The following is a 20,213-nucleotide window of genomic DNA, read 5'->3' as shown; positions in this document are numbered from 1 at the left end:
CGGGGTTCACCGACAACAGCGACACGACATGCCCATGACGGGGCGGAGGTCGTCGGACCCCGGCCGCATCGTCATCTCGCACGTCAGCATGCCAAACAGCGAACCAGCCCCGGACCGCCCGGTCAACCCGTCTCACCCCCTGGACCGCCCCGGTGAGCGCAGGTTCACACCGGCACCGCCCGTCGTGAGTGGCAATCCCGGTTCTAACCGGCGCCAGCACTCACGAGGCCCCAGCCACCGCCTGGCTGAGCTTGCCCGCCCGGCCCACACCTCGTCCGCGGCGACACCGGTTCTCACCGGCCCCGCCACTCACGAGCGGCTCAGCTCCACTCCGGTTTCCGAGACCGCCCCAGCAGCTCCGCCCCCGCCTGCCGCGGGTCGACGCCCTCGTGGCACACCCGGTGCATCGCCTCCGTGATCGGCATGTCCACCCCGTGCCGCCGCGCCAGTTCGCGGATCGACGAGCACGACGCGACCCCCTCCGCGACCTGGCCGCCGGTCGCCGCCTGCGCCTCGGCCAGCGTCTCGCCTCGGCCGAGCCGTTCGCCGAAGGTGCGGTTGCGCGACAACGGCGAGGAGCACGTCGCCACCAGGTCGCCGAGTCCGGCGAGACCGGCGAAGGTCAGCGGGTCCGCGCCGAGTTTCGCGCCCAGCCGCGCCATTTCGGCGAGGCCGCGGGTGATGAGCGTCGCCATCGTGTTCGCGCCGAGGCCCATCCCGGCGGCCATGCCGCAGCTGAGCGCGATCACGTTCTTGCACGCGCCGCCCAGTTCGCAGCCCACCACGTCGGTGTTGGTGTAGGGCCGGAAATACTGGTTCGACGTCGCCTGCTGCACCGCTTTCGCGCGCTCGTGATCGGCGCACGCGAGCACCGCGGCGGCCGGCTGCCCGGCGGCGATCTCGCGGGCCAGGTTCGGCCCGGACACCACCACGATCTCCTCCGGCGCGACCCGCGCGAGTTCGGCGATCACCTCGCTCATCCGCTTGAGCGTGCCCAGTTCCACGCCCTTGGCCAGGCTGACCAGGATCGCCTCGGGCGGCAGCAGCGGCTGCCAGCCGGTGAGATTCGCGCGCAGGCTCTGGCTCGGCACCCCGAGCACCACCGCCTGCGCGCCGTCCAAAGCCGCGGCGGCGTCGGCGGTCGCGGTGATCCGTTCCGGCAGCGGCGTGTCCGGGAGATACGACTCGTTGGTGTGCCGTTCCCGGATCTCCTCCGCGACGCTTTCCCGGCGCGCCCACATCGTCACGTCCCGGCCCGCGTCGCCGAGCACCTTCGCGAACGCGGTGCCCCACGAACCCGCGCCGAGCACGGTGACCCGCTGCACGTCGGCGGCGAAACCCGCCATCAGGCACCGTCCTGCGCGGAGCCGTCGTCCGGCTTCTTGGCGGGCGGCTCCTCCTGCCGGATCTCGACCAGCAGCCGGGTCACCTCGTCCATCAGCACCGCGGTCACCTCGCGCAAGGTCGAGGCGCTGCGCGGGTTCGCGCCGCGGAAGCGCGACAGGTCGATCGGGTCGCCGACCAGGTGCGTGACCGTCTTGCGCGGCAACGGCGTGAACTTCTTGGTGTAGCCGTTGAAGATCTGGTTCGTGCCCCAGCGCGCGATCGGGATCACCGGCACGTCGTTCTGCAGCGCCAGGCGCGCCGCGCCGCTGTAGGCCTCCTTCGGCCAGCCGAGCGGGTCCTTGGTGATGGTGCCCTCCGGGTAGATCACGATGACCTTGCCCTCTTCGAGCGCCTGGTGCGCGGCCTTGAGGCTGTCGCCCGCCGCGCTCGACCCGCGCGCCACCGGGATCTGCCCGGACCCGGTCACGATCCGGCCGAAGATCGGCACGTCCTTCAGGCTGGCCTTGAGGAAGAACCGCGGCACCCGCTTCTGCCGGTGCACGAACACCGCGTCGACCGCCGGGTCCAGGTGCGAGATGTGGTTCATCACCAGCACCGCGGGCCCCTGCCTCGGGATTTTCTCCGCGCCGAGGTACACCCGTTTGCCGATCGCGGTCAGCGGGTAGAACGCGGCGGCGGCCAGCCCCACCCAGAATCCGCCCTTCTCACGCCGTGCCACAGTTCTCCTCCTCGGGTCGCCTCTGCTCCGGGTGATCCTGCCGCGCGGCGGTTCGCGCAGTCCAGGGAGGGTGCGCTCACGCACGCCTCCGGCGGGTTTCGGGTAAAGATGGACACGTGGACGCAGACCTGGTCATGCCGCTGAAACCGCCGGGCGCGGGCAAGTCCCGGCTGCGCGGCGCGGTGCCCGCGCACCGGCACGCGGAGCTGGTGCTGGCGCTGGCCTGCGACACGCTGGCCGCGGTCACCTCGGTCGCCGGGGTCCGGCGCGTGCTCGTCGTCACCGCCGATCCGGCCGCGCTGTCCGAATTGGCCGGTCTCGGCGTCGAACTGGTCGCCGAACCGCCGGGCGGCGGGCTCAACGAAGCGTTGCGCCACGGCGCGGAACTGCTGCGCGCGGACGCGCCCGGCGGCGTGGTCGGCGCGCTCCAGGCGGATCTGCCCGCCCTGCGCGCGGTCGATCTGGAGCAGGCGCTGTCCGAGGCCGCCGGCCGCCGCGCGGTGGTTTTCGACCGGCAGGGCACCGGGACCACGCTGCTGCTGTCCGCGCCAGGGGAACCGCTCGACCCGCACTTCGGAACCGGCTCCGCGGAACTGCACCGGGCGTCCGGTGCGATTCCGCTCACCCGGGCCCTGCCCTCGCTGCGCGGCGACGTCGACACCGAAGATGACCTCCGCCACGCCGCGAAACTCGGTCTCGGGAAGCGCACCGCGGCATTGCTCCCGGCCGAACGGGCATAATCGCGCTGACGTGTTCACTCGACCTTCATCGCGGCCTGCGCAAACCGCGGCTTCGTAGTGAACAATGGGCAGCGTGAGCACAGAAGACGGCAGCACTCCGCACCGGCGGCGCGTGAAGAGCGGCAGCAGCGCCACCCCCTCGTCCCCGGCTCCGCGCGGCGCGGGCAGGAAGGCGAACTCGCGCGGGAACGCTGACTCCGCCGCGGCCCGCCGGGCGAAACCCAAGGCGGCTTCGGCGGAGGACAACGCCAAACCGGCCAAGCGCAAAGCCGCCGCCTCGAGCCCGCTGCGCACCGCGGCGAAGAAACCCGCCGCGCCGCCCGCCGTCTCCAAGGCCGCTGTGCGGCCGCGCCGGACCACGACCGAGAGCGGCGAGGAATTCCGCTCCGTCCCGTCGGCCCCGCCCGCCGTCACGTCCGCGCCCACCGCCGTCGAATCGCTTCCCGACGACCGGTATTTCAACCGCGAGCTGTCGTGGCTCGACTTCAACGCCCGGGTGCTCGCGCTGGCCGAGGACGAATCGCAGCCGCTGCTCGAACGGGCCAAGTTCCTCGCCATTTTCGCGTCCAATTTGGACGAGTTCTACATGGTCCGGGTCGCCGGGCTGAAGCGGCGCGACGGCACCGGCCTGTCGGTGCGCAGCGCGGACGGGCTCACCCCGCGCGAACAGCTGGACTACATCGCCAAGCGCAATCAGGACCTGGTCGAGCGGCACACCGCCGCGTTCGAGGAGCACCTGCGCCCGCAGCTGGCCGAGCAGGACATCCGGCTCGTCGACTGGGCCGATCTGTCCGGGGCCGACCAGCTCCGGCTGTCGAGCTACTTCTCCGAGCAGATCTTCCCGGTGCTCACGCCGCTCGCGGTCGACCCGGCGCACCCGTTCCCGTACATCTCGGGGCTGTCGCTCAACCTCGCGGTCACCGTGCGGGACCCGCAAGGCGGGCTCGAACGGTTCGCCCGGGTCAAGGTGCCGAGCAACGTGCCGCGGCTGATGCGCGTGGAAACCGAACGCGGCAGCCGGTCGGCCACCTTCCTCCCGCTCGAGGAACTGATCTCCGCGCACCTGAGCGATCTGTTCACCGGCATGGAGGTGACCGAGCACCACGTCTTCCGGGTCACCCGCAACGCGGACTTCGAGGTCGAGGAAGACCGCGACGAGGACCTGTTGCAGGCATTGGAACGCGAGCTGGCGCAGCGCCGGTTCGGCCCGCCGGTGCGGCTCGAAGTGGCGCAGGACATGAGCGAGCACATGCTCGAACTGCTGCTGCGCGAGCTGGAAGTCGACCCCGAGGACGTCGTCGAGGTGCCCGGGCTGCTCGACCTCACCTGCCTGTTCCAGCTGGCCGGCGTCGACCGCAAGGAGCTGAAGGACCGGCCGTTCGTGCCCGCGACGCATCCGGCGTTCGGCGAACGCGAGACGCCCAAGAGCGTGTTCGCGACGCTGCGCGAGGGCGATGTGCTGGTGCACCACCCGTACGACTCGTTCTCCACGAGCGTGCAGCGGTTCATCGAACAGGCCGCGGCCGATTCGAAGGTGCTGGCGATCAAGCAGACGCTGTACCGGACGTCCGGCGATTCGCCGATCGTGGACGCGCTGATCGATGCCGCCGAGGCGGGCAAACAGGTCGTGGCGCTGGTGGAGATCAAGGCGCGGTTCGACGAGCAGGCCAACATCACCTGGGCGCGCACGCTGGAACGCGCGGGCGTGCACGTGGTGTACGGCTTGGTGGGCCTCAAAACGCACTGCAAGGTGTCGATGGTGGTGCGGCAGGAGGGTTCGACCATCCGCCGCTACTGCCACATCGGCACCGGCAACTACAACCCGAAGACCGCGCGGCTGTACGAAGACCTCGGCCTGCTCACCGCGGACCCGAGCATCGGCGCGGACATCACCGACCTGTTCAACGTCCTCACCGGCTACTCGCGCCAGGACACCTACCGCACGATCCTCACGTCGCCGCACGGGATCCGCCGCGGCATCGTGCGCGCGATCGGCGAGGAGATCGAACTCGCGCGCGCCGGGCTCGAAGCGGGCATCCGGATCAAGTGCAACTCGCTCGTCGACGAGCAGGTGATCGACGCGCTGTACCACGCTTCGCAGGCAGGCGTCCCGGTCGACGTGGTGGTGCGCGGGATCTGCTCGCTGAAGCCGGGCGTCGAGGGGCTGAGCGAGAACATCCGCGTCCGCTCGATCCTCGGCCGGTTCCTCGAGCATTCGCGGGTGTTCCACTTCCGCGCGGGCGGCACGCACTGGATCGGCAGCGCGGACATGATGCACCGCAACCTCGACCGCCGGATCGAGGCGCTGGTGCGGGTCAAGGACCCGAGGCTGACGCGGCAGCTGGACGAGGTGTTCGATTCGGCGCTCGACCCGCACACGCGCTGCTGGGTGCTCAGCGCGTCCGGCGAATGGCAGCCGTTCCCGGCCGCCGGTTCGCAGGTGCGCGACCACCAGCTCGAACTCGCGAAGCTGCACGGGGCCGTCGGATGAGCGTGGACGTCCGGGCCGCGGGCGCGGTGCTCTGGCGCCGCGCCGGAGCGGGCATCGAGATCGCCCTCGTGCACCGGCCCCGCTACGACGATTGGTCGCTGCCGAAGGGAAAGGTCGACCCGGGCGAGACGATCGCGGCCACCGCGGTGCGCGAGATCGCCGAGGAGACCGGGTTCCGCGCGGTGCTGGGCCGCTACGTCGCGCAGACGAGGTACGAGGTGCCCGCGAAGAACAACGGGCGGCTGCTGCGCAAGAGCGTCGACTACTTCAGCGGCGAAGCCGTCTCGGGAGCGTTCGAGCCCAACGAAGAGGTCGACGAACTGCGCTGGCTGGACCCGATCGCCGCCGAGCAGTTGCTGACGCGTCCGGCGGATGTGCGGGTGCTGCGCGAGTTCTGCGCCCTCCCGCCGGTGCTGACGACGGTGTTGCTGGTACGCCACGCCAAAGCGGGCAAACGCGAGGACTGGACCGGCGACGACGACCTGCGCCCGCTGTCCGAAGCCGGCCAGCGCCAAGCGGCCGCGCTGCGGGACCTGCTGCCGCTCTTCGGCCCGGACCGGGTGTTTTCCGCGCCGCGGCTGCGCTGCGTGCAGACCGTCGGCGGAATCGCGGACGCACTCGGCGTCGAGGTGCGGCACGAGCCGTTGCTGTCGGAGGAGGGCTACTGGCCCGACCCGGTGCTCGGAATCCGCCGCCTGCTGGAGATCGCGGCCGACGGGGGCACCCCGCTGATCAGCAGCCAGGGCGGGGTGATCCCGGACCTGGTGAGCGCGCTGGCGGACCGGGACGGCCTGGAACTGCCCGCCGCCCGCGACGGGGTGGTGCCGAGCAAGAAGGGCTCGCTGTGGGTCCTGTCGTTCTGCACCGGCGACGACGGACCGGTTCTGGCGGGCGCGGATTATTACCCGAGCCCGCTGCCCGCCCCGGTCCCTTCGGCAGGCTGATCTTTTTCACCGGGCCCGGCCTCGCTTCGGCGGCGCCGGGCCCTTCGCATTAGCCCGACCGCCATTCGGCGGGCCGCGGATTCTATAGAGACCGGTATTGCTCAGCGATGCTCAGGACTTATCCCCGGGTCCGGCATAAGCGACGTCCGAGACAGGTTTAACCCGAGCCTCCGATTAACCCCCGGCGGGGATTTCCGATTAGCTCTCCCGGGCCGGTCCGTGAAGGACTCCTTGCGGGAATCCGATTCCCCGCGAGGGCCCTTCCCCGGCGAGCGAAACTGTTGTCCTATCATCAATTCAGCGGGGCCCTTTTGACCTCCGGACAGGCCGCCGACCTCGGGAAACGCTGTCTTCTCACAGCCTCGGCCGCATCCGCGAACCCCCAGTCGTGCAGCGGATTCTCCGCGTCCGGCCCGCCGCCGCGGCCCAGCAATCCCGCCAGCCTCACGACCGGCGCTCACCGCACCAGCTCACGGGCCCAGCCGCCGCACCCGGCCCCGAACTCCTGCCCCCGCACCAGGCTCAGCCGCTCACCGGCGAATCCGTCCCACAGCCCGCTCAGGCTCTCCGCGAACCAGTTCCGCCAACACTCCCCCGCGAACTCAGCCTCCCGCAGGCCCAGCCCTGCGGCCTTGCCCAGCCCGGCAAACCGAGCCCCAACCCGCCCTGTCTCCCTCTCAAACTCAGCCCAACGGCCTTGCCCAACCCGCTCAGCCTCCGTCGCAAACCCAGCCCGGCAACCCGCCCCACCCCACGCTCAACTTCTCGCCCGGAAACCCGGCCCTCACCCCCAATCCGCCGTCCCAACCCGCCCCACCACACCGATTCCGCCCGTTCGGCCGATCAAGCCCGAAAATGCGGCAGGGCCCCGACCTCACCCGAGGTCGGGGCCCTGCCGCGAAGCGACGAACTGCCGGAGTTACTTCTTCTTGGCCGCCGAGGTGCGCTTCGCCGGGGCCTTCTTGGCCGCGGCCGTGGTCTTCTTCGCTGCCGCGGTGGTCTTGGCGGCAGGCTTGGCGGCGGCCTTCGCCCGCGTGGTGGTCGCCTTGGGAGCGGCCTTCGTCGCGGTCGTCTTGGCGCGCGTGGTGGTCGACTTCGCGGCCGTCGCGCGCGTCGTCGTCTTGGCCGCGGCGGCCTTGGCGGGAGCCTTGGCCGCGGTGGCGCGGGTGCGGGTGGCGGCCGGCTTCGCCGCCGTGGCACGGGTGCTGCGCGTCGCGGTGGTCGCGGCGGCGCGGGTGGTAGTGGCGCGCGCGGTGGTGCCGGTGGCCCGCTTCGCGGCCGTGGCCTTCGGCAGCTTCTTCGAGCCGGAAATGACGTCCTTGAACGTGGTGCCCGCGCGGAATGCCGGAACGTTCGTCTTCTTCACCCGCACGGTTTCGCCGGTGCGCGGGTTCCGCGCGGTGCGGGCGGCGCGAGCGCGCTTCTCGAACACCCCGAAGCCGGTGATGTTCACCTTCTCGCCCTTGTTGACCGTCCGGATGATGATGTCGACGAGACCGTCGACGGCCTCCGAAGCAACCTTTTTGTCGCCCAGACGCTCCGACAGCGCCTCGATCAGCTGGGCCTTGTTGGCCATTCCAGTCCCTCCAAGAAGAACTCTTCGTCCACGGCCAGGTCGGCCGGCTAACGCACACGGTATTACCAAGACAGCACAAATTCCAAACGGCACGCGAAATTTTCCCTTGCGACGGGAACGGTTCCGCCCTCCCGATGGACCCTTTTCCGGTCCGGGGAGGTGCCGTCTGGCGTGGGCGAAGAGGGGTCCGCCGGGCCCGGATTCCCTTTCTGAGCAGGGAATCCGGGCCCGGCGGCGCGGGTCAGGAGGTGACCGCGGGAAGCGTCGCGGGCTTCCAGGAAGGCCGCTGGGACTCGAAGTCGTCGATGTCCCCCGCGTGGCGCAGAGTCAGCGCGATGTCGTCGAGCCCTTCGAGCAGCCGCCAGCGGACGTAGTCGTCGATCTGGAAGGGCGCGGTGAAGTCCTTGGCTCGCACGGTCTTGGCTTCGAGGTCCACCGACACCTCGGTGCCGGGCTCGTTCTCGAGCAGCTTCCAGAGCAGTTCGACATCCGACTGCTCGCACTGCGCGGCGACGAGGCCGCCCTTGCCGGAGTTGCCGCGGAAGATGTCGGCGAAGCGGGACGAGATGACGACCCGGAAGCCGTAGTCCATCAACGCCCACACGGCGTGCTCGCGCGACGAGCCGGTGCCGAAGTCCGGTCCGGCGACGAGCACCGAGCCGTTCTTGAACGGCTCCTGGTTGAGGATGAAGTCCTCCTGCGCGCGCCAGGCGGCGAACAGCCCGTCCTCGAATCCGGTGCGGGTCACGCGCTTGAGGTAGACGGCCGGGATGATCTGGTCAGTGTCCACGTTGGACCTGCGCAGCGGGACCCCGACCCCGGTGTGCTGGGTGAACGGTTCCATGGTGGTAGCTCCTCTCGGGGCAGTCAGGCGGGGTTCAGGCGGGCAGGTCGGCGGGCGAGGACAGCGTCCCGCGCACCGCGGTGGCGGCGGCCACGAGCGGCGACACGAGGTGCGTGCGCCCGCCCTTGCCCTGCCGTCCCTCGAAGTTGCGGTTGGAGGTGGACGCGCTGCGCTCGCCCGGGGCGAGCTGGTCCGGGTTCATCCCGAGACACATGGAGCAGCCCGCCTGCCGCCATTCGGCCCCCGCCTCGGCGAAGATCTTGTCCAGGCCTTCCTCTTCGGCGGTCTTGCGCACCCGCATCGAACCGGGCACCACGAGCATCCGGACCGAATCGGCCACCTTCCGCCCGCGCAGCACCTCGGCCGCGGCCCGCAGGTCCTCGATCCGGCCGTTGGTGCAGGAGCCGAGGAACACCGTGTCGACCGCGATCTCGCGCAGCGGGGTGCCCGGTTTCAGATCCATATAGGACAGGGCCTTCTCAGCGGCGAAGCGCGCGTTCTCGTCGGCGATCGCGGCCGGGTCCGGCACCGAATCGCCCAGCGGCAGGCCCTGTCCCGGGTTGGTGCCCCACGTCACGAACGGCGTCAGCTGGTCCGCGTCGAGGTGGACCTCGGCGTCGAATTCCGCGCCCTCGTCGGTGCGCAGCTCGCGCCAGGCGGCGACGGCGGCGTCCCACTCCTCGCCCTTCGGCGCGTGCGGACGGCCCTTGAGGTACTCGAAAGTCGTCTCGTCCGGAGCGATCATGCCGGCCCGCGCGCCGGCCTCGATCGACATGTTGCAGATAGTCATCCGGGCTTCCATCGACAGCTCTTCGATGGCCTTGCCGCGGTACTCGAGGACGTAGCCCTGTCCGCCGCCGGTGCCGATTTTGGCGATCACCGCGAGGATCACGTCCTTCGCGGTGACGCCGGGCTGCAGCGTGCCGTCGACGTTGATCGCCATGGTCTTGAACGGCCGCAGCGGCAGCGTCTGGGTGGCGAGCACGTGCTCGACCTCGGAAGTGCCGATGCCGAAGGCCATCGCGCCGAACGCGCCGTGCGTGGAGGTGTGACTGTCGCCGCACACCACGGTGGTGCCGGGCTGGGTCAGCCCGAGCTGCGGCCCGATCACGTGCACGATGCCCTGTTCGGCGTCGCCCATCGGGTGCAGCCGGACGCCGAACTCCTTGCAGTTGCGGCGAAGCGTGTCGACCTGGGTGCGCGACACCGGGTCGGCGATCGGGAGGTCGATGTCCACCGTGGGGACGTTGTGGTCCTCGGTGGCGATGGTGAGGTCGGGGCGGCGCACCTTCCGCCCGGCGAGCCGCAGTCCGTCGAACGCCTGCGGGCTGGTCACTTCGTGCACCAGGTGGAGATCGATGTAGAGCAGATCCGGTTCGGCGCCTTCGCCTCGGCGCACGAGGTGGCTGTCCCACACCTTCTCCGCCAGCGTACGAGCCTTGCCGGTGGGGCTGGTCATCTCCGGCTCCTTCCACGGGATCGGCCGGGAGCACGGAACCCGGACGATGCCGGTGAGGAGGGGCGAGCCGCGGCGGTCCGCGGGCCCGGGTTTCGTTTTTCCCAGATTCTGGACTTCCCACACTGCGGGAAGATAGTATCGCGTCGTGGGACAGCATAGCGGTATCGGAGTACTGGACAAAGCCGTGGCCGTGCTGCAGGCGGTCGCCGAGGACCCGTGCGGGCTGGCGGAACTCTGCACGCGCACCGGCCTTCCGCGGGCGACGGCGCACCGGCTCGCGGTCGGGCTCGAGGTGCATCGCCTGTTGCGGCGCGGCCCGGACGGGCGGTGGCGGCCGGGCACCGCGCTCGCCGAACTCGCGGGCGGCTCGACCGACCCGTTGCTCGACGCGGCGAGTTCGGTGCTGCCGAAGCTGCGCGACATCACCGGCGAAAGCGTTCAGCTTTACCGGCGCGACGGCGTGCAGCGCGTGTGCGTTTCGACCGCGGAACCGCCGAGCGGTTTGCGCGACACGGTTCCGATCGGTTCGCGGCTGCCGATGACGGCGGGCTCGGGGGCGAAGGTCCTTGCCGCGTGGTCGGATCCGCACACGCAGCGGACGATCCTCGCGGACGCGGTCTACGGCGAGCGCACCCTGCTCGAAGTCCGCCGCCGCGGCTGGGCGCAAAGCGTCGCCGAACGCGAGCCGGGCGTCGCGAGCGTTTCGGCTCCGGTGCGCGATTCCTCCGGAACGGTCGTCGCCGCGGTGTCGGTGTCCGGCCCGATCGAACGCATAGGGCGCAAGCCGGGCGCGCGGTGGGCGGCCGATCTTCTCGCCGCCGCCGACGCGCTCCAGGAACGCCTCTGACCGACAGCTCCCACCACGCGCCAACCTCGGGCCGCCTCTCCGCCACGCCGGCGGGAGGCGGCCTTTTTCGCACAGCCGTCTTCACCCGACGCGGCATACGGCGAACGCACTCCGCTTGCGGCGCCGCCGGACACGAACCCGGCACCGCACGCGTTTCCGCCCGCCGCGCGCGATTCCCAGCCGCGGTTTGGTCTCCGGACCGATCGACCGCATGTCCGGCACAGCCACCCCTCGCCGTCGCCCCTTCCAACGAACACACTCCGCCCAAAGCGCACCGCGGCCGCACCCAAAGCCCCGCCGGACACGAACCCGCCAGCCCCTCCGCCCGATGCACGATTCCTCCGGCACAGCCCGCGTTGGTCCCCGGACCGATCGACCGCACACCCGGCACAGCCATCCCCTTGCCGCCGACACCCCATCCAACGAACACACTCCACCCAAAGCACACCGCAGCCGCACCCAAAGCCCCGCCGGACACGAACCCCGCCAGCCCCTCCGCCCGATGCACGATTCCTCCGGCATAGCCCGCGTTGGTCTCCGGACCGATCGACCGCACCGCCGCGAGCCCCGCACGCCGCCGACGACGCGCCCCGGGGAACGCCTCCGCCGCCCCGCCCCTCTCGCGCCACGCCCGTGGGAGGCAGCCTTTTTCGCGCGGTTTTCGATCGTCCTCAGTAGACCGTCCGGCCGCTTCGCGGGTCGCTCGCGCGGCCGCGCACGACCCGGCCGCAGAACCTCAAGAAAAGGCAAAACCGCAGGACAACGGGTGTCTACATGCGACTTTGCCGGTGCCGCAAGCACTCTCGCGGGTCTTCCGGCCAGTGAAAGAATCCCGCCCGCGCGCCCTCTCGCGCGCTCTCCGGTTACCCGACACGGCAACGGAAAAGGCAGGTCCCGATTGGACTTGCGAAGTCTATGGGTGATAATGACTGCGTTCGGCCTGTATGGCCGTATAAAACAAGTTCTGGTTGGAGGAACTGGAATGGCCAACAAGGCCCAGCTGATCGAAGCTCTGTCGGAGCGCATCGGCGACAAGAAGGCAGCCGCGGAAGCCGTCGACGGTCTCGTCGACATCATCATCCGCACCGTCCACAAGGGCGAAAAGGTCACCATCACCGGCTTCGGTGTCTTCGAGAAGCGCGCGCGTGCCGCCCGCACCGCTCGCAACCCGCGCACCGGCGAAGCCGTGCGGGTCAAGAAGACCAACGTTCCGGCGTTCCGCGCGGGCACCACGTTCAAGGACGTCATCTCCGGCTCGAAGAAGCTGCCGAAGGCGACTGCCGTGAAGCGTGCGACCGCCAGCACGGCGAAGGCGACCGCGACCCGCGCCACGGCGACGACTTCCACTCGCGCCAAGGCGACCGCCGCCAAGCCGGCCGCCACCCGCACCCGCGCCACCGCGGCCAAGGCTCCCGCCAAGGCCACCGCCGCGAAGGCCACCACCCGCGCCAAGGCGACCGCCACCAAGGCCACCGCGGCCAAGGCGGCTCCGAAGGCCACCACCACGCGGGCGAAGGCCGCCGCCAAGCCGGCCGCCAAGAAGACCACGGCGACCGCGAAGAAGGCTCCGGCCAAGCGCACCTCGGCCGCGAAGAAGAAGTAACTCCGGTCTTCCGGAAACCACCGCCAAGCCCCGCCCGGCTTCTCCCCGGGCGGGGCTTGGTGCATCTCTGCCCGTTTTTCCCGCCGCGGCGGCACTGTCCGGCACCCGGCGAGGACGGCGATCCGCCCGTCTCCAAGATCCGTTGGCACGCTTGCCCGTTCGACTCCCGCTGGCCGTGAAGCGACCGCCAGCACAGCGGAATCGACCCCGCCCCCTCGGCAGCGGGCATTGTCCCAGCCGTACCGCATCCGCGCAGGGCGAAGGGAATCGAGAGACGACCGTCGCGTTTTCCTGATCACACCGGCCATCTCGCGCCCGTCTCCGGTCGATCACCTGTTCCCCCAAGCAACTCGCCGGGGTTTCCTTGCCGTGTCCGGTCCGGCACCATGCGTGGCCGCCGGGTGTCCGCGATCACGCAGGCCACGCACGGTCCACAACAGACTTTCGGGTTGTTATGCGAACGTGACCACCACGCACCGTGGCCACGGGTAATCCAGTCGGGCGAACTGCTGAATCCGGACTGGTTTCGCCAGCGCACACCGTCTTTTCCCGGCCGCCGCAGCGGTGTCTCGCGGGCGCGCGCGAAGCGCCGGGAAAAGTGGGTGCCGGGCCACGAAAACCGGCTGTCATCGGTGAACCGGTCGCGCGATCGGCTCCGATCAGTGTTGGTCTATGCAATCATGGCGCCCGGCAAAGGACCCCGAATGCGAAGAACATGAGACGACTGTGCCGATAGTTCGTGTGGAGAAGCTGTACAAAGTGTTCGGCCGCCGGGCGGAAGAGGCGGTCGGCCAGCTGGAGAACGGCGCCGATCGCGCCGAACTGGAACTGCCCGGCGTGACCGCGGCGGTGATCGACGCCTCCTTCACCGTGGAGCGCGGCGAGATTTTCGTGGTGATGGGACTGTCCGGTTCGGGCAAGTCGACCCTGCTGCGGACGCTGAACGGATTGCTCCCGGCCACCTCCGGCCGGGTGCTGGTGGACGACATCGACCTCACCGACAAGTCCGCCGCGCAAGTGCGCGAGCTGCGCCAGCGGCGGATGAGCATGGTGTTCCAGCACTTCGCGCTGTTCCCGCACCGCACGGTCGCGGAGAACGTCGCCTACGGGCTGAGCGTGCAGAACGCGCCGCGCGAGCGGCAGCGCGAACGCACCGCCGAAGCGCTGGAGATGGTCGGGCTCACCGGATGGGAGGACCGGTTGCCCGGTCAGCTGTCCGGCGGGATGCGCCAGCGCGTCGGGCTGGCCCGCGCGCTGGCCGCGGACACCGAGATCCTGCTGATGGACGAGGCGTTCAGCGCGCTGGACCCGTTGATCCGCAAGGAGATGCAGGACCAGCTCCTGATACTGCAGCGGCAGCTGGGCAAGACGATCGTGTTCATCACGCACGACCTCAACGAGGCGATGCGCCTCGGCGACCGGATCGCGATGATGCGCGACGGCCGGATCGTGCAGGTGGCGACCGCGCAGGAGATGCTGACCGCGCCCGCCGACGAATACGTCGCGAAGTTCGTGCGCGACGTCGACCGTTCCCGGGTGCTCACCGCGTCCGCCGTGATGACGCCCGCGGACATTGCGTTCACCCCGGCCACGACCGTCGCCGAAGCGCTGGAAACGATGCGCCGGAACGAACTCTCCGGCGTGCTGGTGACCGAGGACGGCAAGTTCGCCGGCGCGGTCGACCGCCGTTCGGTGAGCGAGGCCGCCGACCGGGGCAGCGGGACGATCGCCGGGATCGTCGACCGGTCCGCCGCGCGCACCGGCCCCGAAACCCAGATGGCCGAACTGTTCGGCCACGCCGCGTCCGCGCCCGCGCCGCTCGCGGTGGTCGACGACGGGGGCGCGCTGCTCGGCGCGGTGACCCGCGAGGCGCTGCTGAACGCGCTGAGCACAGGGGAAAACGACGACCAGGAGGTGAGCGCCCGTGTCTGACAACGTCCTCGTCGGCGATCTGCCGCAGATTCCCGTCGGCACGTGGTTCAAGGCGATCATCGACTGGCTGCAGGGCAACATCGGCCCGTTCTTCGATTTCGTCGACAAGATCGTCAACGGCGCGGTCACCGGGCTCGCCTCGGGACTGACCTGGCTGCCGTGGCCGGTGCTGGTCGTGGTGTTCGCCGGGCTCGGCTGGTGGCTGCGCGGCTGGAAGTTCGGCCTCGGCTCGGCGATCGGGTTCGCGCTCATCGACAGCCTGCGCGAATTCCCGTCCGCGATGCAGACCCTGTCGCAGGTGCTGATTTCCGGCGTGGTCGCGGTGGCGATCGCGGTTCCGGTCGGGATCGCGGCCGCGCGCAACGAAACGGTGAGCCGGATCGTGAAGCCGATCCTGGACTTCATGCAGACGCTGCCCGCGTTCGTGTACCTGATCCCGGTCATTTTCTTCTTCTCGATCGGCCCGGTGCCCGGCGTCGTGGCGACCGTCGTGTTCTCGCTGCCGCCGGGCGTGCGGCTGACCGAACTCGGCATCCGCCAGGTCGACCCGGAAATGGTCGAGGCGGGCGAGGCGTTCGGCTCGCCGCCGCGGCGGATCCTGCGGGAGATCCAGATCCCGCTCGCGATGCCGTCGATCATGGCGGGCATCAACCAGATCATCATGCTGTCGCTGTCCATGGTCGTGATCTCCGGCATGGTCGGCGCGCCCGGCCTCGGCGCCGAGGTGTACGCCGCGGTCACGAGCCTGAAGCTGGACCTCGGTTTCAACGCCGGCCTCGGCGTCGTCGTGCTGGCCATCTACCTCGACCGGCTCACCTCCTCGCTCGGGGCGCGCTCGGCGGTCGGCCGCGCGCTGCGCCGGGCCGACGCGGCCTGATCCCTTTACTCCGCAATCAGAAAGGACGAACGAGTGCGCACTTCGAAACGCTTCGGCCGGATTCTCGCCGTGGGCGCCGCCGTGACGGCCCTGGTCGGCCTCACCGCGGCGTGCGGCGGCCGGGAGTCCCAGTCGGGCAACAGCCAGGAAGCCAAGAGCGTCACCATCGGCTACATCAACTGGGACGAGGACGTCGCCCTCACCAACCTGTACCAGGCGGTGCTGGAGGAGAAGGGCTACAAGGTCAAGACGCAGATGCTCGACGTCGGCCCGATCTACGCGGGCCTCGCGAAGGGCGACGTCGACCTGTTCCTCGACTCGTGGCTGCCCGCGACGCACAAGCAGTACTGGGACCAGTACAAGGACCAGGTCGAAGACCTCGGCGTCTGGTACGACAACGCGACCCTCAACCTCGCCGTGCCGGAGTACGTGAACGACGTCAACAGCATCGCCGACCTCAAGGACAAGGCGAGCATGTTCGGCGGCAAGATCACCGGCATCGAGGCCAGCGCGGGCGAGACGGGCATCGTGCAGAAGGACGCGATCCCGCAGTACGGCCTCGACGGCGCGATGACCCTGCAGAACTCCTCGACCACCGCGATGCTGGCCGCCCTCGACAGCTCCATCAAGGCGAAGAAGCCGATCGTCGTGACGCTGTGGCACCCGCACTGGGCGTACTCGCGTTACCAGCTCAAGGACCTGAAGGACCCGAAGGGCGCCATGGGCAAGGGCGAGCAGCTGCACGCGCTGGGCCGCAAGGGCTTCGGTAAGGACTTCCCGGCGCTCGCCGGCGTCGCCAAGAAGCTGAAGATGTCGGACGAGGACCTCGGTTCGCTCGAGGACGCGATTCAGAAGGCCCCGAAGGGCCAGGAAAAGACCGCCGCCAAGCAGTGGGCGGATCAGCACAAGCAGTTCGTGGACCAGGCTTTCGCCGGTCTCTGAGCCCGCTTCGGACGACCCCGCCTCCCGTTCGCCGGGACGGCGGGGTCGTTTCTTTTTCAACGGCCAGGGCAGCTGGCTAGGCCCGATTGCCCCCTGATTCGTTGCCCAGCACCGTTATCGCACGGAATCCGCCGCCGGATGCGGCACACTGGTCGCATGTCTCGCGCGCCGATTCCTGCCCGCACCGACGGACCCGACGACGTCGACGCGGTCACCGAAGCCGTGCTCACCGCGTCCCGGCTGCTCGTCGCGGTGTCCGCGCGGTCCATCGCCTCCGCGGGCGATCTGATCACGGTGCCGCAGTTCCGGCTGCTGGTGGTGCTGCATTCGCGCGGCCCGCTCAAACAGGCCGCGCTCGCCGAATACCTCGGCGTCACGCCGTCGACCGCGAGCCGGATGATCGACCGGCTGGTCGCCGTCGCGCTGGTCGCCCGGCTGGGCAATCCGTCGTCCCGGCGCGAGGTCGTCATCGAACTCACCCGCGAAGGCGACCGGATCGTCCGCGTCGTCACCCATCGCCGCCGCCGCGAAATCGCCGCCATCGTGGAAAAAATGCCCGAAACGGCCCGCCGCGGCCTGGTCGATGCCCTCACCGCGTTCGCCGAAGCGGGCGGCGAACCTCCCGCCGGAAACCCGGCCGAAGCGGTCTGGGTCTAAATTTCCTCCGCCACCGCACGAATTCCGTCGATGACTTCCTTCGCCGACGGAGCCTCTTCCGGGTCGAGCAGCCACTGCACCATCAGCCCGATGACCAACGCGCTCTGCACCGCCCCGCCGACCCCGGCCCGGGCCTCCCGCAACCCCCGCACGAGATGCTCGCGCACGTCCGGCGACCGCTCCGCCTGCACCAGCGCCTCAAGCTGAGCCACCCACAACGCCCGGTGCTCGCCGAAGCTGTCGATCATCCGCTTCAGCCCCGGCTCGGACAGCTCGAACGACGAATCCGCGACCTGCCCGCCCAGCTCGTCGACCGCCGCGACCAGCGCTTGGGTCAGCAACGCGTCCCGCGACCCGAAGTGATACCCGATCGCCGCGTGACTGACCCCCGCCGCGGCCGCGATGTCGCGCACCGTCGTGTTCCCCCAGCCCCGCTCGATCAAGCAGCGCTTCGCCCCGGCCAGCAGATCCTCGCGATTGCCCATGGCCGACAGCCTAGCCGATCTCTTGCCCAGATGGTTTATCCAAATGGTTTGACCAAATGGACAAGACCGCGCTACGGTCTCTCCCATGAACGTGCTGATCTCCGGAGCCGGCGTGGCCGGCACCACCCTCGCCGAGTTCCTCACCCGCTCCGGCCACCGCGTGACGATCGCCGAACGCGCGCCCGCCCTCCGGCACACCGGCTACGCCGTGGATTTCCGCGGCGCCGCCTTCGACGTCCTGTCCGAACTGGGCATCCTCGACGCGGTCCGCGAGCACGACACGAAAATGACCGGAACCGCCATCGTCGACCGCGACGGCGTCCAGACCGCCGAACTGCCCGCCGAAGCCTTCGCCGGCGAGCTAGAGGTGCCCAAGCGAGTCCTGAACGAGCTGCTGTACGCCTTGACCGCCGATCACGTCGAGTACCGCTTCGACACGTCGATCACGTCGCTAGCCCAGACTGAGGACGCCGTAACCGCGCACCTGACCGATGGCTCCGCCGAGACCTACGACCTGGTCTTCGGCGCCGACGGCGTGTACTCGAAGGTCCGCCAGCTGGCCTTCGCCCCGCACTCCGAGGCCCTGCACCACCTAGGCCTCTCCGGCGCGGGCTTCACCATGCCCAACTTCCTGGGCCTGGACCACAGCGGACTCCTGCGCACCGTCAACGACACCGCGGCGTACTTGTTCAACTCAGCGGATCCCGACCGGCTCACCGTGAGCCTGTCCTTCGGAACCCCCACCGGAGACCTGGACCGCCTCCCCCGGGCCGCCCAGGAAGCCGCGACGCGCACCGCCTTCGCCGGTGACACCTGGCACATTCCTCGCCTGCTGGAGGCGATGTCGGCGGCGTCGGACTTCTACTTCAGCTCAAGCGCACAGGTGCAGGTGGACCAGTGGTCGACCGGCCGGATCGCCCTGCTGGGGGATGCCGGGTACTGCGCCGCCCCCGCCGCCGGGATGGGCACTTCCCAGGCCCTGCTCGGCGCTCGGTCGCTGGCCCGCCACCTGTCGGTTGCTGAATACCCGGATGCTTTCGCCAAGTACGAGGCCGAACTCCGCCCGTACGTCACGGAAAACCAGGCAAACGGCCGTGCGGCGGCGGAGATGTTCGGTGGTGCTCGGGAGGAATGAGCTTTCCCGGGGTTTGCTTGCCTCGCTGCGGGTTCGTTGCCGCTTTGGCCGTCGGCAGGTCTCGGGGTGTTGCTCGCTTCGACGCATCCCTGGCCTTGTCCAGCCCGCAGCTCCCCGCCAGCCTCGCCCGCACCACCAGCCCCAGCACATCCCCGTAAACGCAACAAAGCCCGGTTGATCTAACGATCAACCGGGCCAGCTGTACCCCCGATGGGATTCGAACCCACGCTACCGGCGTGAGAGGCCGGCGTCCTAGGCCGCTAGACGACGGGGGCTTAGGAACTTCCCCGTTTCCGGGGCTTTTCTTGCGAGAGAGAACTTACCAGAAGCGATTTTCGCACTTCCGAGAGGGGGTCCTCTCTGCAGCTGGGGTACCAGGACTCGAACCTAGACTAACTGGACCAGAACCAGTCGTGCTGCCAATTACACCATACCCCAGTGAGGTACTTTCCCGGTTGCCCAGGTCAGTGCCGCACGAGAAGAAATACTAGAACATCCCGCCGCGGACCGTCGCAGCGGGGGTCCCCGCCGCGCGCGGAGCGGGGACGCCGACCGTCGCGTACTCCGAAACCAGCAGCTCAGGCAGCTCGTCGAGGCCGGTCACAGTGTGCACGCCCGCAGGCGCGCGCTCGCCGGTGCGCCCCGTCCCGTCCCGGTCGAGCCAGACCGCGCCGAGCCCGGCGTCGAACGCGCCGACGGCGTCGGTGTCGAGTTTGTCCCCGACGTGCACCGTGCGTTCCGGCGGGCAGTCCAGCGCCAAGCACACCGAGCGGAACATCACCGGATCCGGTTTCGCGACCCCGACCTCGCCCGCAATGGCAACGTGGTCGAAAAACGGCGCGAGCCCGAGTTCCGCGATTTTCTTCCGCTGATGGACGCCTGAGGCGTTCGTCACCGCGGCGATCCGCAGTCCGGCGGCACGCAGCCATTCAAGACAGGGAAGAACATCGTCGAACAGCCGCCAGGACCGCGCCAGAATCTCCAGCCGACGCGCCTCGAACGCGCTCACTTGCGCGGAGTCCCCGAAGATCCCGAGTTCGGCGAGGAAACATTCAGTGCGCCGGTGATGCATCACGTCGTAGCCGAGCTTCCCGGCCACGACGAGCGCAACGTGCTCCTCGGTGATCAAATCCCACAACGGCCAGAGATCGTCGCGCCCGGTGAGCGCGTGCAGAGTACGGCGGATCGCGGCAGTGCAATCGATCAACGTGTCATCGATGTCGAGGCAAACCAAGCTCAACTCAGGAGGAGCCCACGGTTCGCGGCCGGCGGCGGCCGGCGGGACAGCATGAGCGCGCGACAGAGCGGCCGGGGCGAAATCCACCCCGTGAGGCTAGGGCACTCGTCGCGTTCGCAACGCGGCCAAAAAGGTGATTACCCCAGAGCCGTTGCCGCTGACCGGCTCTACCGCCAGTGCACAAAGTGTCCACCCGGTGACGTTCGCCACCGCCCCAGGCGGCCGAGCGGGTGAAAGCCGCCAGCCCCGGCGATCCCCCGGAAACCTGCGAATTCCGAACAACTCCCCCACCTCTCTCACCAAGAAATCCCCTTTACCCCCAACCCTTTCCCCGCAGACACCCACCCCGCGGACGCCCTCCGCAACGACACCCGCACAA

Annotated in this window: 17 protein-coding genes and 2 tRNA genes; 10 read left to right on the top strand and 9 right to left on the bottom strand. The window is 69.7% G+C overall.

Going from position 1 to position 20,213, the window contains the following annotated elements; genetic code table 11:
* Nucleotides 1–320: 320 nt before the first annotated feature.
* The gene (locus tag RPX00_RS22505) at nucleotides 321–1,346 is read right to left on the bottom strand and encodes an NAD(P)H-dependent glycerol-3-phosphate dehydrogenase (RefSeq protein ID WP_406642177.1); all 1,026 of its coding nucleotides are present in this window, start codon (nucleotides 1,344–1,346) and stop codon (nucleotides 321–323) included.
* Nucleotides 1,346–2,065: a lysophospholipid acyltransferase family protein gene (locus tag RPX00_RS22500; RefSeq protein ID WP_406642175.1), complete on the bottom strand. Its 720-nt coding sequence runs from the start codon at nucleotides 2,063–2,065 to the stop codon at nucleotides 1,346–1,348. Before RPX00_RS22500 ends, RPX00_RS22505 begins: the two co-directional genes overlap by 1 nt.
* A 116-nt stretch (nucleotides 2,066–2,181) precedes the next feature.
* Here RPX00_RS22500 and cofC point away from each other — a divergent pair, with 116 nt between their 5' ends.
* The 3 genes from cofC to RPX00_RS22485 all read left to right on the top strand — a co-directional run bounded on the left by cofC (nucleotide 2,182) and on the right by RPX00_RS22485 (nucleotide 6,240).
* Nucleotides 2,182–2,805, top strand: a complete 624-nt coding sequence (cofC, locus tag RPX00_RS22495; RefSeq protein ID WP_406642173.1) for a 2-phospho-L-lactate guanylyltransferase — start codon at nucleotides 2,182–2,184, stop codon at nucleotides 2,803–2,805.
* A gap of 64 nt (nucleotides 2,806–2,869) precedes the next feature.
* Nucleotides 2,870–5,296 (top strand): RNA degradosome polyphosphate kinase, encoded by a 2,427-nt coding sequence (locus RPX00_RS22490; protein ID WP_406642171.1) that lies wholly within the window; start codon nucleotides 2,870–2,872, stop codon nucleotides 5,294–5,296.
* Complete coding sequence (locus tag RPX00_RS22485; protein ID WP_406642169.1) at nucleotides 5,293–6,240, top strand: NUDIX domain-containing protein; 948 nt, start codon at nucleotides 5,293–5,295, stop codon at nucleotides 6,238–6,240. The genes RPX00_RS22490 and RPX00_RS22485 overlap by 4 nt, the downstream gene beginning before the upstream one ends.
* A gap of 919 nt (nucleotides 6,241–7,159) precedes the next feature.
* Here the strand turns inward: RPX00_RS22485 and RPX00_RS22480 are convergent.
* From RPX00_RS22480 to leuC, 3 genes are all read right to left on the bottom strand, one after another.
* Nucleotides 7,160–7,816, bottom strand: coding sequence for an HU family DNA-binding protein (locus tag RPX00_RS22480; RefSeq protein ID WP_406642166.1), 657 nt, complete (start codon nucleotides 7,814–7,816; stop codon nucleotides 7,160–7,162).
* Nucleotides 7,817–8,057: 241 nt separating this feature from the next.
* Complete coding sequence (gene leuD, locus RPX00_RS22475; RefSeq protein WP_406642163.1) at nucleotides 8,058–8,660, bottom strand: 3-isopropylmalate dehydratase small subunit; 603 nt, start codon at nucleotides 8,658–8,660, stop codon at nucleotides 8,058–8,060.
* Nucleotides 8,661–8,694: 34 nt separating this feature from the next.
* Nucleotides 8,695–10,119: a 3-isopropylmalate dehydratase large subunit gene (gene leuC / locus RPX00_RS22470; RefSeq protein WP_406642162.1), complete on the bottom strand. Its 1,425-nt coding sequence runs from the start codon at nucleotides 10,117–10,119 to the stop codon at nucleotides 8,695–8,697.
* A gap of 145 nt (nucleotides 10,120–10,264) precedes the next feature.
* Here leuC and RPX00_RS22465 point away from each other — a divergent pair, with 145 nt between their 5' ends.
* The 6 genes from RPX00_RS22465 (at nucleotide 10,265) to RPX00_RS22440 (ending at nucleotide 16,977) form a co-directional block, all read left to right on the top strand.
* Nucleotides 10,265–10,966: an IclR family transcriptional regulator gene (locus RPX00_RS22465; RefSeq protein WP_009074079.1), complete on the top strand. Its 702-nt coding sequence runs from the start codon at nucleotides 10,265–10,267 to the stop codon at nucleotides 10,964–10,966.
* 982 nt (nucleotides 10,967–11,948) lie between these two features.
* Nucleotides 11,949–12,569 (top strand): HU family DNA-binding protein, encoded by a 621-nt coding sequence (locus tag RPX00_RS22460; protein WP_406642159.1) that lies wholly within the window; start codon nucleotides 11,949–11,951, stop codon nucleotides 12,567–12,569.
* A 726-nt stretch (nucleotides 12,570–13,295) separates the two neighbouring features.
* Complete coding sequence (locus RPX00_RS22455) at nucleotides 13,296–14,501, top strand: glycine betaine/L-proline ABC transporter ATP-binding protein (RefSeq protein WP_406642158.1); 1,206 nt, start codon at nucleotides 13,296–13,298, stop codon at nucleotides 14,499–14,501.
* On the top strand, nucleotides 14,494–15,378 hold the full coding sequence (locus RPX00_RS22450; protein WP_344285646.1) for a proline/glycine betaine ABC transporter permease: 885 nt from the start codon (nucleotides 14,494–14,496) through the stop codon (nucleotides 15,376–15,378). The genes RPX00_RS22455 and RPX00_RS22450 overlap by 8 nt, the downstream gene beginning before the upstream one ends.
* A gap of 33 nt (nucleotides 15,379–15,411) precedes the next feature.
* Entirely contained in the window at nucleotides 15,412–16,320 is a 909-nt protein-coding gene (locus RPX00_RS22445) for a glycine betaine ABC transporter substrate-binding protein (protein ID WP_406642155.1), read from the top strand.
* A 156-nt stretch (nucleotides 16,321–16,476) separates the two neighbouring features.
* A complete protein-coding gene (locus tag RPX00_RS22440) occupies nucleotides 16,477–16,977 on the top strand; it encodes a MarR family winged helix-turn-helix transcriptional regulator (protein WP_406642153.1) in 501 nt (166 codons plus the stop codon).
* On the opposite strand, the gene RPX00_RS22435 is transcribed toward RPX00_RS22440, so the two are convergent.
* Nucleotides 16,974–17,462 (bottom strand): TetR family transcriptional regulator, encoded by a 489-nt coding sequence (locus RPX00_RS22435; protein WP_406642151.1) that lies wholly within the window; start codon nucleotides 17,460–17,462, stop codon nucleotides 16,974–16,976. The genes RPX00_RS22440 and RPX00_RS22435 overlap by 4 nt on opposite strands.
* A gap of 85 nt (nucleotides 17,463–17,547) precedes the next feature.
* On the opposite strand from RPX00_RS22435, the gene RPX00_RS22430 reads away from it, so the two are divergent.
* A complete protein-coding gene (locus RPX00_RS22430) occupies nucleotides 17,548–18,597 on the top strand; it encodes an FAD-dependent monooxygenase (protein ID WP_406642150.1) in 1,050 nt (349 codons plus the stop codon).
* 202 nt (nucleotides 18,598–18,799) lie between these two features.
* Here the strand turns inward: RPX00_RS22430 and RPX00_RS22425 are convergent.
* From RPX00_RS22425 to RPX00_RS22415, 3 genes are all read right to left on the bottom strand, one after another.
* A tRNA-Glu gene (locus RPX00_RS22425) sits at nucleotides 18,800–18,872 on the bottom strand.
* Between the two features lie 91 nt (nucleotides 18,873–18,963).
* Nucleotides 18,964–19,035 (bottom strand) — tRNA-Gln (locus RPX00_RS22420).
* 49 nt (nucleotides 19,036–19,084) lie between these two features.
* The gene (locus tag RPX00_RS22415) at nucleotides 19,085–19,921 is read right to left on the bottom strand and encodes an HAD family hydrolase (protein WP_406642149.1); all 837 of its coding nucleotides are present in this window, start codon (nucleotides 19,919–19,921) and stop codon (nucleotides 19,085–19,087) included.
* Between the last annotated feature and the right edge of the window lie 292 nt (nucleotides 19,922–20,213).

The sequence above is a fragment of the Amycolatopsis sp. WGS_07 genome (assembly GCF_045278895.1).
GTDB lineage: Bacteria > Actinomycetota > Actinomycetes > Mycobacteriales > Pseudonocardiaceae > Amycolatopsis.
This window is presented reverse-complemented; position numbering and strand designations above follow the sequence as displayed.

Bases quoted from the DNA above. Each gene is read 5' to 3' on its own strand.
- leuC (WP_406642162.1), bottom strand. From the start codon at position 10,119: ATGACCAGCCCCACCGGCAAGGCTCGTACGCTGGCGGAGAAGGTGTGG.
- RPX00_RS22460 (WP_406642159.1), top strand. From the start codon at position 11,949: ATGGCCAACAAGGCCCAGCTGATCGAAGCTCTGTCGGAGCGCATCGGC.
- RPX00_RS22440 (WP_406642153.1), top strand. From the start codon at position 16,477: ATGTCTCGCGCGCCGATTCCTGCCCGCACCGACGGACCCGACGACGTC.
- RPX00_RS22480 (WP_406642166.1), bottom strand. From the start codon at position 7,816: ATGGCCAACAAGGCCCAGCTGATCGAGGCGCTGTCGGAGCGTCTGGGC.
- RPX00_RS22435 (WP_406642151.1), bottom strand. From the start codon at position 17,462: ATGGGCAATCGCGAGGATCTGCTGGCCGGGGCGAAGCGCTGCTTGATC.
- leuD (WP_406642163.1), bottom strand. From the start codon at position 8,660: ATGGAACCGTTCACCCAGCACACCGGGGTCGGGGTCCCGCTGCGCAGG.
- RPX00_RS22505 (WP_406642177.1), bottom strand. From the start codon at position 1,346: ATGGCGGGTTTCGCCGCCGACGTGCAGCGGGTCACCGTGCTCGGCGCG.
- RPX00_RS22485 (WP_406642169.1), top strand. From the start codon at position 5,293: ATGAGCGTGGACGTCCGGGCCGCGGGCGCGGTGCTCTGGCGCCGCGCC.
- RPX00_RS22430 (WP_406642150.1), top strand. From the start codon at position 17,548: ATGAACGTGCTGATCTCCGGAGCCGGCGTGGCCGGCACCACCCTCGCC.
- RPX00_RS22490 (WP_406642171.1), top strand. From the start codon at position 2,870: ATGGGCAGCGTGAGCACAGAAGACGGCAGCACTCCGCACCGGCGGCGC.